This window comes from Streptomyces sp. NPDC048291, assembly GCF_043201715.1.
In the GTDB taxonomy this organism is placed as follows: domain Bacteria; phylum Actinomycetota; class Actinomycetes; order Streptomycetales; family Streptomycetaceae; genus Streptomyces.
On the sequence record NZ_JBICZC010000026.1, the window covers coordinates 43445 to 57509 of the forward strand.

9 protein-coding genes are annotated in these 14065 nt (G+C 74.0%); 7 read left to right on the top strand and 2 right to left on the bottom strand.

What is annotated here, in order from left to right; all coding sequences use genetic code 11:
- Positions 1-145 precede the first annotated feature (145 nt).
- From ACGF5O_RS47020 to ACGF5O_RS47040, 5 genes are all read left to right on the top strand, one after another.
- Positions 146-2407, top strand: coding sequence for a CDP-glycerol glycerophosphotransferase family protein (locus ACGF5O_RS47020; protein ID WP_393816105.1), 2262 nt, complete (start codon positions 146-148; stop codon positions 2405-2407).
- A gap of 124 nt (positions 2408-2531) precedes the next feature.
- Positions 2532-4724 (top strand): bifunctional glycosyltransferase family 2 protein/CDP-glycerol:glycerophosphate glycerophosphotransferase, encoded by a 2193-nt coding sequence (locus tag ACGF5O_RS47025; RefSeq protein WP_393816106.1) that lies wholly within the window; start codon positions 2532-2534, stop codon positions 4722-4724.
- 2 nt (positions 4725-4726) lie between these two features.
- Positions 4727-6961 (top strand): CDP-glycerol glycerophosphotransferase family protein, encoded by a 2235-nt coding sequence (locus ACGF5O_RS47030; RefSeq protein ID WP_393816107.1) that lies wholly within the window; start codon positions 4727-4729, stop codon positions 6959-6961.
- Positions 6958-8310, top strand: a complete 1353-nt coding sequence (locus ACGF5O_RS47035) for a hypothetical protein (RefSeq protein WP_393816108.1) — start codon at positions 6958-6960, stop codon at positions 8308-8310. The genes ACGF5O_RS47030 and ACGF5O_RS47035 overlap by 4 nt, the downstream gene beginning before the upstream one ends.
- 72 nt (positions 8311-8382) lie before the next feature.
- Positions 8383-9882, top strand: a complete 1500-nt coding sequence (locus ACGF5O_RS47040; protein WP_393816109.1) for a hypothetical protein — start codon at positions 8383-8385, stop codon at positions 9880-9882.
- Here the strand turns inward: ACGF5O_RS47040 and ACGF5O_RS47045 are convergent.
- On the bottom strand, positions 9872-10288 hold the full coding sequence (locus ACGF5O_RS47045; RefSeq protein ID WP_393816110.1) for an organic hydroperoxide resistance protein: 417 nt from the start codon (positions 10286-10288) through the stop codon (positions 9872-9874). The genes ACGF5O_RS47040 and ACGF5O_RS47045 overlap by 11 nt on opposite strands.
- Before the next feature lie 136 nt (positions 10289-10424).
- Here ACGF5O_RS47045 and ACGF5O_RS47050 point away from each other — a divergent pair, with 136 nt between their 5' ends.
- Positions 10425-10913 carry a MarR family winged helix-turn-helix transcriptional regulator gene (locus ACGF5O_RS47050; protein WP_393816111.1) on the top strand — a complete coding sequence of 163 codons (489 nt, stop codon included), beginning with the start codon at positions 10425-10427 and terminating at the stop codon, positions 10911-10913.
- A gap of 23 nt (positions 10914-10936) precedes the next feature.
- On the opposite strand, the gene ACGF5O_RS47055 is transcribed toward ACGF5O_RS47050, so the two are convergent.
- Complete coding sequence (locus ACGF5O_RS47055) at positions 10937-12475, bottom strand: glycosyltransferase family 39 protein (RefSeq protein ID WP_393816112.1); 1539 nt, start codon at positions 12473-12475, stop codon at positions 10937-10939.
- 361 nt (positions 12476-12836) lie between these two features.
- Here ACGF5O_RS47055 and ACGF5O_RS47060 point away from each other — a divergent pair, with 361 nt between their 5' ends.
- Positions 12837-14054: a glycosyltransferase 87 family protein gene (locus ACGF5O_RS47060; protein WP_393816135.1), complete on the top strand. Its 1218-nt coding sequence runs from the start codon at positions 12837-12839 to the stop codon at positions 14052-14054.
- Positions 14055-14065: the final 11 nt, after the last annotated feature.

Genomic DNA, 14065 nt, shown 5'->3' on the forward strand with positions numbered 1-14065 from the left:
AGCAGTGAAGGAGGGCGAGTCGGCCATCGGCTCGCCCTCCGCCGTTCACCCACAGTCACTCACATGACGTAACGAACCGTAACCGAATCACTCCATTGGCCGTTCCCGGGCAGAACGCCCGCGCCGACCGACCGATGGATGCCCCTTGCCCAGGTTCAGTGTCATTGTCCCCGCGTACCAGGTCCAGGCGTATCTGCCCGAGTGCCTGGACTCGGTGCTGTCGCAGTCGTACCCCGATCTCGAACTGATCGCCGTGGACGACCGCTCGCCGGACGCCTGCGGCACGATCATCGACGAGTACGCGGCCCGGGACGCGCGCGTGAAGGCCCTGCACCTGCCGGAGAACCAGGGCCTGGGCGGTGCCCGCAACGCGGGGATGGCGCAGGCGCGCGGCGACTACCTGCTCTTCCTGGACGGCGACGACACGCTCACGCCGGACGCGCTGCGGGCGATCGCCGACCGGATCAAGGAGACCGGCGACCCGGACGTGCTGGTCCACGACTACGCGCGGACGTTCTGGACGGGCCGGGCGGAGCGCAACAAGGTCGCGTCGCACCTGACCGAAGAAGGTCCGGCGCCGTTCCGGCTCGACGACCGGCCCGGTCTGCTGCGGGTGCTCATGGTGGCCTGGAACAAGGCGTACCGGCGGGAGTTCGTCGAGGAGCACGAGTTCGCCTTCCCGCCCGGCTTCTACGAGGACACGCCCTGGACCTACCCGGTCCTGATGACCGCCGGGTCGATCGCGACCCTAGACCGGGTCTGCGTGCACTACCGGCAGCGGCGGCGGGGCAGCATCCTCTCCACCGCCAGCCGCCGGCACTTCGACATCTTCGAACAGTACGACCGGGTCTTCGCGTTCCTCCAGGAGCGGCCCGAACTGGCGCACTGGCAGCCGGTGTTGTTCGGCCGCATGATCGACCACTTCACGACGGTGTTCACCAGCCCGGGCCGGCTTCCGAAGGGCACCCGCGGGGCGTTCCTGCGCACGGCCCGCGCCCACTACCGGCGCTTTCAGGCGGGCGGCTCGAAGCTCCCCCTGCGCACCCGGCTCCGCCACGGCCTCGTCCACTACGGCCTGCACCGCACCTACCGTGCCCTCCAGCTGGCGATGTCCGTCCGCCGCCGCACGGTCAAGGCCGGCGTGAAGTCCGTCCGTGGTCTGCGCTCGGCCCTGCTCCAGCTGCACTACCGGGTCCAGTTGCGGCTCCCGCTGCGCGCCGACCGCGCAGTCTTCGCTGCCTACTGGAATCGCGGGCACGGCTGCAACCCGGGCGCGCTGGAGCAGGCGTTCCGCACCCACGCCCCGCACATCCGCACCGCGTGGATCGCCCGCCCGGAACACCACCACACGATCCCGCCGGGCCCGCGCCGGCTGCGGCCGGGCTCCTTCGGCTACTGGACGGCGCTGGCCCGCTCCAAGTACCTGGTCAACAACGTCAACTTCGACCGGCGGCTGAAGAAGCGCCCCGGCCAGGTGTTCGTGCAGACCCAGCACGGCACCCCGCTCAAGCACATGGGCCTCGACCTCCAGGAACATCCCGCTGCCGCCGCCGGCACGGACTTCGAGGAGCTGCTGCGGGGCGTCGACAAGTGGGACTACGTCCTGTCCGCCAACCGCCACACCACCCTGACCTGGGAGCGGGTCTACCCCGGCGGCTACCGGACCCTGGAGTACGGCTACCCGCGCAACGACGTCTTCCAGCAGGCCACCTCGGCCGACGTCACCCGGATCCGGGAGTCGCTCGGCGTCCCCGAGGGCGCGGTCGCCCTGCTGTACGCCCCCACCCACCGCGACTACCGGCGCACCCAGCACCCCGCCCTCGACCTGGACCGGATCGTGCGCCGCCTGGGCCCGCGGTTCGTGATCCTGGCCCGCGCCCACTACTGGCACGGCGGCCCGCTCGCCTCCGGGGACCGGGTGATCGACGTCAGCGACCACCCCGGCGTGGAGTCCCTCTGCCTGGCCGCGGACGCGCTGATCACCGACTACTCCTCCCTGATGTTCGACTACGCCAACCTGGACCGGCCGATCGTCGTGCACACCGAGGACTGGGACGCCTACCACGCGGCCCGCGGCACCTACTTCGACCTGCGGTCCAGCCCGCCCGGCGCGGTCGCCCGCACCGAGGACGAGCTGATCGACATCTTCGCCAGCGGCCACTGGCGCGGCTCCCGCTCGGCCCAGCTGCGCGCCGCGTTCCGCGAGCGGTTCTGCCGGTACGACGACGGACGCGCCGCCGAGCGGGTCGTACGGCACGTGGTGCTCGGCGAGCCGGCCGGGCTGCCGGAGGTCGTCCCGCTGGCGGACCGGCACCCCGTGCCCTCGGCGGCCTCGGGGCTCACCCACCCCCCGTTGGCCACCGTTCCGCAACCTTCCGGACATCTGCCCGTCACCGAGGGCCGCTGAACGCCGTTTGCCTTGCAGGGAGTTCCCTCATGCCCCCCAACACCTCGCGGCCCACTCCGTCCCGGCCGTCCACCTGGCGGCCGACGGGAAGGCCGGGCCGCATGCACACCTGAGAAAGAGCAGCATGCCCCGCTTCAGCATCATCGTCCCGTCCCACGGGGTCGCCGGCCGGCTCTCCCAGGCGCTGGACTCGGTCCTCGCCCAGTCCTTCGGCGACCTGGAGCTGATCCCGGTCTGCGACGCGCCCGACGCCCCGGCCGCCGAGGTCGCCGCCGCCTACGCCGACCGGGACTCCCGGGTCGCCCCGGTGCACTCACCGCCGTCGGCCGGGCTGAGCGGGGCCCGGAACACCGGGATGCGGGCGGCGCACGGCACGTACCTGCTCTTCCTCGACGGCGACGACGTGCTGGTCCCGGGCGCGCTGGCGCTGCTCGACGCCCGGCTCGCCGAGACCGGTGACGTGGACGTGCTGTACGCCGAGCACGAGCGGACGCCCTGGTGGGACGGTGAGCCGGCCAACCCGGCGGCGCCCCTGCTGGCCGGTCTGCCGGGCGGCGCGTTCACCCCGGACCGGGCGCCGCGGCTGACGGGCGTGGCGCTGCCCGCCTGGAGCGCGGTCTACCGCCGTGACTTCCTCGCCGAGCGGCGGCTGCGCTTCCCGGACGGGCACTTCACGGACCTCGGCTGGGGCGGCCTGACCACCGTCGCCGCCGAGCGGATCGCGGTGCTGCGCTCGGTGGTCGTACGGCACCGGCTGCGCCGCCAGGGCAGCCGGCCGAACCTGCCGGGACCGCACCAGCACGAGCTCCTCGACCAGGTGGAGCTGGTCCTGGAGCGGGCCGCCGCGCTGCCGGGCGACCGGGCGCGAGCCCTGTTCGAGCAGGTCTTCGCGGTGGTGCTGCGGACGGCCGCGCGGCCGGAGCGGATGCCGTCCGGGCACCGGGCGTTCTTCCGGCGGGCGGCCCGGCTGCACCGCACGCACCGGCCGGCCGGGTTCCGGATGCCGGGCGGGAGCGTGGGGGTCCAGCACCGGCTCCTCGCGGCGGGCGCGTACAGCGCGTTCCGCGTGCTCCGCGGCGCCAACCGGATCGCCGCCGGTGCCGCCGGGCGGCTGCCCCGCCCGCGCATGCCGCTGACCCGGCTGCGCTACGCCCTCGACCTGCGCCGCCCGCTGGACCCGAACCTCGCCGTGTACTGCGCCTACTGGGGGCGCGGCTACGTCTGCAACCCGGCCGCGATCCACGCCGTGGCCCGCGAACTCGCCCCGCACGTGCGCTCGGTGTTCCTGGTCGAGGCCGGCCAGGAACACGGCGTGCCGGACGACGTGGAGTGCGCGGTGATCGGCAGCCGCCGGTACTGGGAGGTGCTGGCCCGCGCCAAGTACCTGGTCAACAACGCCAACTTCGCGGAGGGGGTCGTCAAACGGGCGGGCAGCGTGCACGTCCAGACGCAGCACGGCACCCCGCTGAAGAAGATGGGCGTCGACCAGTCGACGTACCCGGTGGTCGCCGCGCAGACCGGCAGTTTCACCAGGCTCCTCGGCCGTGTCGACCGCTGGGACTTCAACCTCTCCGCCAACCGCCACTCCACCCAGACCTGGGAACGCGCCTTCCCCGGCTCCTACCGGACCCTGGAGTACGGCTATCCGCGCAACGACGTCTACTACACGGCGTCCGCCCACGACGTGGTCCGGGCCCGCCGCAGGCTGGGTGTCCCCGACGGCAGGACGGCCGTGCTGTACGCCCCCACCCACCGCGACCACCACACCGGCTTCGAGTCCGGCCTCGACCTGGAGGCGTTCTGCGAGGCGGCCGGCGAGGACGTCGTCGTACTCCTGCGCGCGCACTACTTCTACGACCGGGGCCGTCCGGCGGGCACCGGCCGGGTCATCGACGTCACCGCGCACCGCTCCGCCGAGGACGTGTGCCTGGCCGCGGACGCGCTGATCACCGACTACTCCTCCATCATGTTCGACTACGCCAACCTGGACCGGCCGATCGTGGTCTACGCCGACGACTGGGAGGTCTACCGGCAGACCCGGGGCGTCTACTTCGACCTGATGGCCGAGCCGCCGGGACCGGTCGCCCACACCCCGGAGGAGCTGGCCCGGATCTTCCGCGACGGCTCCTACCGCGGCCCGGAGTCCCGGCGGCTGCGGGCCGCGTTCCGGGCGCGGTTCTGCCAGTTCGACGACGGCCTGGCCGCCGAGCGGGTGGTACGGCGGGTGTTCCTCGGCCGGCCGCCGGAGGACATCCCGACGGTGATCCCGCTCGCCGAACGCCTGCCCGCCCCGGCCCCGACCCTCGTCAGGAGCTGACCGTGCCCCGACTCAGTGTGATCGTCCCCTGTTTCAAGGTGCAGGGTTTCCTCCGCGAGTGCCTCGACTCGGTCCTGGAGGAGTCCTTCCACGACGTCGAGGTGATCGCCGTCGACGACCGCTCCCCGGACGGCTGCGGCGCGATCCTCGACGAGTACGCGGACCGCGACCCGCGCGTGAAGGTCCTGCACCTGCCGGAGAACGTCGGCCTCGGCCGTGCCCGCAACGCCGGACTCCCGCACGCCACCGGCGACTTCCTCCTCTTCCTCGACAGCGACGACACCCTCACGCCGGGCGCGCTGCGCGCGGTCGCCGACCGGCTGGCGGAGACCGGCGACCCGGACGTGCTGGTCTTCGACTACGCCCGCACCTACTGGTGGGGCGGGACCCGGCGCAACGCCCTCGCGGAGGTGCTGGGTTCGACCGACGGCGTCTTCACCGCGGCCGAACGCCCGGAGATCCTCGACCTGTTGATGGTGGTGTGGAACAAGGCGTACCGGCGTGACTTCGTCGAGGAGAACGGCTTCGCCTTCCCGCCGGGCTACTACGAGGACACCCCCTGGACCTTCCCGGTCATGCTCAGCGCGGCCCGGATCGCCACCCTGGACCGGATCTGCGTGAACTACCGCCAGCGCCGGCAGGGCAACATCCTCTCCACCACCAGCCGCAAGCACTTCGACGTCCACGAGCAGTACAAGCGGGTCTTCGCCTTCCTCGACGCCCGCCCGGAACTGGCCGGCTGGCGGCCCTGCCTGCACCGGAAGATGGGCGAGCACTGCCTGGACATCCTCGCCAAACCGGACCGGCTGCCGCCCGCCGCCCGGGGCGAGTTCTTCCGGCGGACGGCGGAGCTGCACCGGGCTTTCCGGCCGGAGCAGACCGCGGACGCCGTCGGGGCGGTCGGGACTGTCGGGGCCGCGGGGGCCGACCTCGGTGTGCTGGACGGGTCCTACGCGTCCTACCTGCTGCGGGAGCAGGCCGGGCGGGCCGGACGGGCGGGCGGCAGGCAGGCGCTGCGGGTGCGGCGGGCGGCGGGGACCCGGGCCCGGCGCGCGCTGACCGGGCTCCGTGGCCTGCGGCAGCCGGACGAGAACCTGGTCCTGTACTCGGCGGCCTCGCACCAGGGGCTGCGCGGCGACCCGGCGGCCGTGTACCGGGCGGCCGCGGAGATCGCCCCGCACCTGCGCGGCGTCTGGGTGGTGCGGGACGCGGAGGTCGCGGCGGGGCTCCCGGACGGCGTGGCGCACGTGCTCCTTGACTCCCCGGAGTACCTGCGGCTGACCGCCCGCGCGAAGTTCTTCGTCAACGACGTCAACTGGCCCGGCGCACTGGTGAAACGGCCCGGCAGCGTGCACGTCCACACCCACCGGGGCACCCCGCTGAAGTACCTGGGCGCCGACCTGCTGGGCAAGCCGGGCGCCCGGCTCGGTTTCGACGTGCCGCAGATGCTGCGCCGGGCCGACCGCTGGGACCACAGCCTGGTCGCCAACCGCCACTCGGAGCTGGTGTGGGAGCGGGCCTACCCCTGCCACTTCGCGTCGGCCCGCACCGGCAGCCCGCGCAACGACGTCCTGGTCACCGGCGGCCCGACGGACTTCCGGACCCGGCACGGCATCCCGGCCGACCACACCGTCGTGCTCTACGCGCCGACCCGCCGCGACTACGTCCGGGGCGGGCACGTCGACCGGATCGACCTGGCCCGGTTCGCCGCCGACCTCGGCGAGGGGCACACCCTGGTGGTCCGCCTGCATCCGGCCCTCGCGACCGGCCCGGCCCGCGGGATGGGCCTGGCCGAGCTGCACCGGCGCGGCATCGTGGTCGACGCGACCTGCGAACCGCACGCCGAGGAGGTCATGCTGACCTCGGACGCCCTGGTCACCGACTACTCCTCCCTCATGTTCGACTACGCCAACCTGGACCGGCCGATCGTCGTGCACGCCGACGACTGGGCCGCGTACACCGCGAGCCGGGGCGCCTATCTCGACATCACCGCCGAGGCACCGGGCCATGTCTCGCGCTCCTACCGGGAGCTGGCCTGGCTGTTCGCCTCGGGCGGCTGGCGGGACGAGGAGTCGGCACGGCTGCGGGCCGACTTCCGGTCCCGGTTCTGCGAGTTCGACGACGGCCGGGCCGCCGAGCGGGTCGTACGGACGCTGCTGCTCGGCGAGCCGATGCCGGAGCCGCCGGCCCGGGTGCCCGGTCCGGCCGGCGCGCGCGACCTGCTGGCGTCGACGTGAGACCGCGTACCTGGGTGCTGGTGCTGGCCGCCGTCTTCGCGGTGCTGCAACTCGCGAACGTGACCGGCCGGGACACGCCGGACTCCAAGAACTACGTGTCGTACGCGCTGACCCTGGCCGGGGCGGGCAAGCGGGAGGCGGCGGCCGAGACCGTCGGCTGGGTGTGCGCGGGCAAGGCGTCGGCGGCGGAGCGCGCGCAGCGCGTCGACGTGCTGCGCTTCCACGCGCCCAGTCCGGCCGGCCGGGTGTCCGCGGAGTGCCGGGCCGGTGAACTGCGGCGGGTGGAGCGGCGGTTGCGGGCCGGGGGCGCACAGACGGACGGGCACGTCGTGCCGTTCGTGGCCCCTCGGCTGCGGCAGATCTTCGAGGTGCGGCCGGGGTATCCGGTGTTCCTGGTGCCGTTCGTCACCGTGTTCGGGGTGACGTGGGGGGTGTGGCTGGCGGGTGTGCTGGTCGCGGGCGCGGGCGGAGTGCTGGTCTTCCTGGTGCTGCGCACGGTGTCGGTACCGGTACCGCTCGCCCTGACCGGGCAGGCCCTGTACTACGTCCTGCCGGTCGGCACGACCGCGATGCGTCCGATGGCGGAGGGCCTGATGCTGGCCCTGACGCTGACGGCGCTGTGGGGGTGCGCACGGGTCCTGACCGGGCGGGTGAGCGCGGGGACGATGCTGGTGGCGGGTGCGTTGCTCGCGCTGTTCACCGTGAAGCACTCGCAGGCGCTCTTTCTCGGTGCGTGCCTGGCCGGGGCCGCGGCGGTGGTCGCACTGTGGCGGCGACGCCGGTACGGGCGGGGTCCCGGGCGCGAGCGGAGTCCCTGGCGCGAGCGGGGAGTCGAACGCGGGCGGAGTCCCGGGCGCGGGCAGGGTCCCGGGCGTGGGGTGGCCGTGATCGCGGTGGTGGGGTGCGGGGCGGTGGCCGGCACTCTGCTGCTCGCCCGGCTGCTGCGGTACCCCTCCGAGGCGGAGAGCGTGCAGGACCTGCTGACCGGCCACTACACCCACCCGGACCGGGCGCACCCGGCGCGGGAGTTCCTCCACCTGGAGTGCGACTTCTGGGTGGAGTGGCTGCGGCGGCAGCTGCTGGCGCCGCTGTTCCCGGCCGCGCTGGCGGCCGGGGCGTGGGGAGCGCGGCGGCGGCCCGCGTTCGGCGTCTTCCTGCTCGCGGCGGCCGGAACCGGGATCCTCACCCAGGCCGGGCACCCGGACATCACCATCTTCGGCGACCGGCTGATCGTGCTGGCGTGGCTACTGCCGGTGGTGGGCGTGCCGCTGCTCCTCGAACCGCTGGCGCACCGGTCGGTCCCGGTTCCCGTGCAGGGGTCGCCCAGGACGGTCGGCATCACTCGATGAGGTGACGGACGGCAGCGCGGTCGGGGCGGACGGGAACACTTGGCAAATGGTCCGTCCCGTCCGTTTCCTCCGGTGAGCACCGGCGCCCTGCTCCGGCGCACCACCCGTGGCTGCACCGCCCTGCGCGGCGGCCGCGTCCGCAGACTCACCCCCTACCAGGTGTTCGGCCTGCTGTTCTGGCTGCTGATGACCCTGGCGTACTGGCGGGTGCCGCCCTGCTGCGAGGCCGGAGTGCACGCGGCGGCGGTGGCACGGCTGCGGGCGGGCCTGACGGACACCGCCGTCTCCCCGTACGTACTCGCCCAGGGCGCGCTCGCCCGGCTGACCGGACTGACGGGGTGGCAGCTGCTGCGGGTGAGCGGCCCGCTGAACCTGCTGGTGCTGCTGACGGGCCTCGGCCGCCTGGTCCGCGTCCTCACCCCGCGCCCGTGGGCGCCGGTGCTGGCGCTGGCCTTCCTGTCCGTGCTGTGGGGCACGCGGCCGGCGTGGGGCGGGGGCTCGCTGGCCCTGCTGCCGCTGACCGGCAGCCTCGGCTATCCGTCCGCGTTCGCCCTGGGCCTCACCCTCTGGGCCTGGGCCCTGACCGGCGCCCGCGCCCGCGACCTGCGGCGGGTGCGCTACGTCGGCCCGAGCGGCCTGCGCAGCCTGTCCGGATACGCGGGGCTCGGCCTGCTGTACGGGACGGTGGCGCTGGTCGACCCGGTGACCGGGGTGGGCGCGGCGGCCGGGGCGGTGGCCTTCGTGGCCGGGTGGCAGCGGGGGTGGCGGGGTGCGGTGTGGGGGCGGTGGGCGCTGCTGTGCACGGTGGCGGCGGCCGTGCTCGTCTTCGGGACGCACGCGCGCGTGGTGCCGTCGGCGCCCTACGGGTCGTACGCCGGTCCGGGCGGATGGGCCGGCCTGGGCGGGTGGGCCGGCCAGTGCTGGCTGGCCCTGCTCGGGCTGCCGGCACTGTGGCTGCGGGCACGGCGGGCGGGCGGGTCGGCGCCGCGCGGGCCGGTACGGCCGGTGGCCTGGCGGGCGGCCTGGCGTGATCCGCTGGTGCTGTTGTTCGCGCTGGAGTGTCTGGCGCTGGTGTGCGCGCGGCTCGCCGGGCTGCTCGGGCTCGTGCTGCTGGCGCCGCAGTGTGCGCTCGCCGTGGAGCTGGCGGCGGAGCGGCCCTGGTGCGGGTGGCGGCGGGCGCTGGGCTGGGCCGCGGCCGGCGGGGTCTGCCTGGGCTTTCTGGCCGCGCAGGCCGGGGCGGTCGTACCGCGCTCGGTGGACCCGGTCGGCTTCGCGCAGCCGCCGCGCTGGCCGTCGTACGACTGGGCGGCCCGGCACATCGGCCCGGGGGAACCGGTGGTGACGGACGCCTACTACGCCGTCCGGCTGCTCCCCGGGTACGGCATCGACCTGGCCGACGGCCACGACCACCGCCCCCGGGTGCGCTGGCTGCTGCTGACGCGGCAGGAGCGGCTGCCCGCGGAGGCGGTGGTGGTGGACTGGAGCCGGCGAACCGGGGAGGTGCTCGCGCGGCTCACCCGGACGGGGGACATGTCCCCGGGGCCGCTGGTCACCCGCTCGGTTACTCGATGACGAGCTCGACCGGGATGTTGCCCTTGGTGGCCTTGGAGTAGGGGCAGAAGGCATGGGCCTGGTGGACCAGCTTCTCGCCCTCCTCGTTGGCGAGCGCCTCGGGAAGCTCGACGCGCAGGGTGACCTTGAGCGCGAAGCCGCCGTCGGACTCGTCCTTGCCGATGCCGACCTCGGCGGTGACGGAGATCTCGCCGGTGTCGACCTTGGCCTGGCGGCCGATGGCGCCGAGGGCGCTGGCGAAACAGGCGGCGTAACCGGCGGCGAAGAGCTGCTCGGGGTTGGTGCCCTGGCCGTTGCCGCCCAGCGCGGGCGGGAACGCCAGCGTGAGGTCCAGCTGGCCGTCCGAGCTGACCGCCCGACCTTCCCGGCCGGTGGCGGTGGCGGCTGCGGTGTAGATGGCGTCCATGGAAGACCGTCCCTCTCGAAGTACTCGACGTATCCGTGTTCCGGCGGCTCCCGTTCCGGCCGCCCTCACGACCACAAGTAGAGCACACAATTCAATTGCCCACAACTAAATGACCCACAAGCGCTACGATTGAGCCATGACCGCGACGACCCCGACCCCCAGCCCCGCCCCCGAGGCGGAGTGGCTCCACCTGGACCGCCAGATCTGCTTCTCCCTGCACGCCGCGTCCCGCGCCTTCAACGGCGTCTACCGCGTGATCCTCAAGGACCTCGGGCTCACCTACCCGCAGTACCTGGTGATGCTCGTGCTGTGGGAACAGGGCGACCTGCCGGTCAAGAAGCTCGGCGAACACCTGCGCCTGGACTCCGGCACCCTCTCCCCGCTGCTCAAGCGCCTGGAGGCGGCGGGCCTGGTGCGCCGCGAGCGCAGCACGCGCGACGAACGCTCGGTGGAGGTACGGCTGACGGAGGAGGGCACCGCGCTGCGCGAGCGGGCGCTGGCGGTACCGCGGAGGATCGTGGCGGCGACGGGCTTCGACGTGGAGGAGATCCGGGACCTGAAGACGCGGCTCGACCAACTGACGGGGACGCTGGACGCGGCGGCGCTGGAGGACGGTTCCTGCTGAGGGAGCTCCCGTGGAGCGCCCCTTCAGGGGCGCGGGGAACTGCGCGACCAGCCCCCACGCACCCGCAGCCCGGACTCCTCCGAGCCCACCCGAATCGGCCGCACATACAACCGAAGCGCAACCCGGTCGATCACCATCTCCTGGCGCAGCACGAACTGCTGGTTCAGCACGGCGAACTTGGCCCGCTCCGTCCCCAGCCGCGGCCGGTACCCGCTCACCAGCGCGTACTTCTCCATCACGGCCCACACCTCGTCGACCCCCGCCAACCGCCGCCGCAGCACCCCCGCCCCCACCTCCCGCCCGTACAACGTCCCGGAATCCGCCCCCGGTTCGGCCAGTGCGACATCCCTCGTGCCCTTGAAGTCGGCGGGATACGCGAACTCCGCCCCGCGCGCGTGGGCCGGCAGGAACAGCACGGGGTCGCCGGGCCGCAGCACCCGGGCCACCGCCGCCGCGACCGCCCCGAGGTCGTCCGGACGGGTACCCGGCACCCGGTCGGCCCGCAGCAGCGGCACCTGGTGGGTGAAGGCGAGGACAACCGCCAGGACCCCGGCCAGGGTGACCGCGGGCGACCGGGGCGCCGTCCGCGTGCCGTGGGACCGGAGACGGCCGAACACCCGGGCGACCTGGTCCGCGCCGAGCGCCACCAGCAGCGGGGCACCGGCGAGCGCGTACAGCACGTACCGGTCGACGTACAGCGGTGTGTACTGCGAGGCCAGCATCAGTGCCACCGGTGGCAGCACCGCGAGCGGCAGCGCGACCGCCGCGAGGGTCACCTCGCCGCGCCGGCCCACCAGCCGCGTCAGCCCGAGCAGCCCGAGCGCCAGGCACGGCCAGTACACCCTGTCGGTCGGTCCGAGGTACTGGCGCAGCAACTCCTGCGCGGTCTCCACGTCCGGCTCCCGCAACCAGGCCACCTGGGCCGACTGCCCGTGCGAGACCACGACCATCGGCAGCAGCGACAGCGCCACGCCCCCGGCCGCGCAGCCCCACCCCCGCCACACCCTTCCCGACGAACGGGCCAGCGCCAGAGTTCCCGCGTGCGCGAGCAGCAGCAGGACGGCGAACTCGTGCAGCCAGCAGGTGACTCCGAGGACGGCGCCGTACCACCACCAGGCCCGCCACCCCTCCTCCCGTACCGCCCGGACGAGGAGCAGCGTCGCGCCGGTGGCGCCCGCGGCGACCAGCGCGTACGAGCGGCCCTCCTGCGCGTAGTGGCCGACCAGCGGGGTGACCGCGTACAGCAGCCCGGCCCACAGGCCGACCCGCGGCCGGGCCAGGCGGCTGCCGAGGACGGCCACCAGGGCGGCGGTGACGGCCGCCGCGCACACCGAGGGCAGCCGCAGGACGACCTCGCCGGGGTGGCCGGGATCGGCGGCGAGGACGAGGTGCATCAGCAGGTAGTACAGGCCGTGCACCGCGTCGACGTCGTGCAGCAGCCGCCAGATCTGCGGCACCGTGCGCCGGGCGACCTGGTAGGTGACGGCCTCGTCGCGCCACATGCCGCCGCGGTGCAGGCCCCAGAACCCGACGGCGAGCATCACCGCGGCCGGGAGGGCCACGGCGAGGCCCCGGGCGGCCCGCGGCCACCGGGGCGGGCCGCCCAACGGGCGCGGCCGACTCCGTGGAGCCGGCCGGCTGTCGTCTTCTGTTCGTGTCGTGCGCGGATGTGTTCTTACGAGAGGCCCGATACTCACCACGGCCCGATCTTTTGCGATTAGCCAACCTTTGCCGGGTAATGACGGCGTATCGGCATGGATACACCATCCGCGCGGCTTACGCTCGCGGTCGATGAATCGCCACCCGTACACTCCGCTTCCGCGCGTCCCGTTCGCCCCGCCTGTTCGACTCCCGCGCCTCCCCCCTCGCCTCTTCCCGCCGCTGCTCCGCCTCGCCGTCGCCTGGGTCTCCACGCGCGCGGTGATGCTCTGGCTCCTCGCCCACAACAACGAGCGGTCCCTGGGGCACGGATCGGTCGCGCGCGAAGTGTGGCGGCTGTACTTCCACTGGTACGGCGTGCTGTCGCACGGCGCGTTCCCGGCCCACGACACGTTGTGGCAGTACCCGCCGGGTGCCGGCGCGGTGCTGCTCGCGCCGGGGCTGGTGCCCGGACTCAGCTATTTCCAGGCGTTCGTGGCGCTCACCCTGGCCACCGACGCGCTGGTCACGGCGGCCCTCGCCCGCGCGGGCCGGCGCCCCGGCCGCACGCTGCTCGGCGCGGCCCTGTGGACCGGCGGCCTGCCTCTCCTCCTGCACCTCCCACTGGCCCGCTACGACGTGGAGGTCACCGCCTTCGCCGTGCTCTCCCTGCTGGCGCTGTCGCGCTCCACGCGCGCGTGCGGTGCGCTCGCGGCGCTGGGTGCGCTGGTGAAGGTGTGGCCGGCGCTGGTGCTGCTGGGCCTGGAGCGCGGGCGGCCGACCCGCCGGGCGTGGCTGACCGCGGCTCTGACGGGGACCGTGACCCTCGCCGTCTTCGTGGTGTCGTTCCGCAACCCGCTCGCCTTCCTCCGCCAGCAGGGCGGCCGGGGCGTGCAGATCGAGTCGCTCGGCGGGACCGCGCTGAGCCTCGCGCGGCACGCCGGCTGGCGGGGCACCACCCGCTACCAGTACGGCGCGATCGAACTGGTCGGCCCGCACGTGCACGCGGTCGCGACCGCCTCCCTCGTGCTCACCGCGGCCGCCTTCGCGCTGCTGTTGCTGTGGCGGGTCCGGGCCCGGCACTGGTCCCCGGCCACCCCGTACGACGCGGCGCTGAGCGCCGTACTCCTGTTCACCGTCACCAGCCGGGTGATCAGTCCGCAGTACATGATCTGGCTGCTCGGCCTGGCCGCCGTCTGCCTGACCTCGCGGCACACCACCCAGCGTCCGGTCGCCGCGCTCGTCCTGGCGGCGACCGCGCTCAGCGCCGTCGCCTACCCCGCGTTCTACGCCGAGGTCGTCCACTGCACCTGGACCGGCTGCCTGCTGATGCTCGCCCGCAACGGCCTGCTGGCCACGGCCGCCGTGCTCTCCCTGACCCGGCTGTGGCGCGCCACCCGCCGCCGCGGGAACACGGCGGGTGTCCGCATGACCGCGGTGCGTCAGGTGGCCCGTCCACAGATGTCGGCGGCACCTGGTTCACTGAGGAGTGACCGCGGCTGACGAACACCACG

Excerpts from the sequence above, each read along its gene's own strand:
- ACGF5O_RS47060 (WP_393816135.1), top strand. The coding sequence starts at position 12,837 with ATGCTCTGGCTCCTCGCCCACAACAACGAGCGGTCCCTGGGGCACGGA.
- ACGF5O_RS47045 (WP_393816110.1), bottom strand. The coding sequence starts at position 10,288 with ATGGACGCCATCTACACCGCAGCCGCCACCGCCACCGGCCGGGAAGGT.
- ACGF5O_RS47050 (WP_393816111.1), top strand. The coding sequence starts at position 10,425 with ATGACCGCGACGACCCCGACCCCCAGCCCCGCCCCCGAGGCGGAGTGG.
- ACGF5O_RS47025 (WP_393816106.1), top strand. The coding sequence starts at position 2,532 with ATGCCCCGCTTCAGCATCATCGTCCCGTCCCACGGGGTCGCCGGCCGG.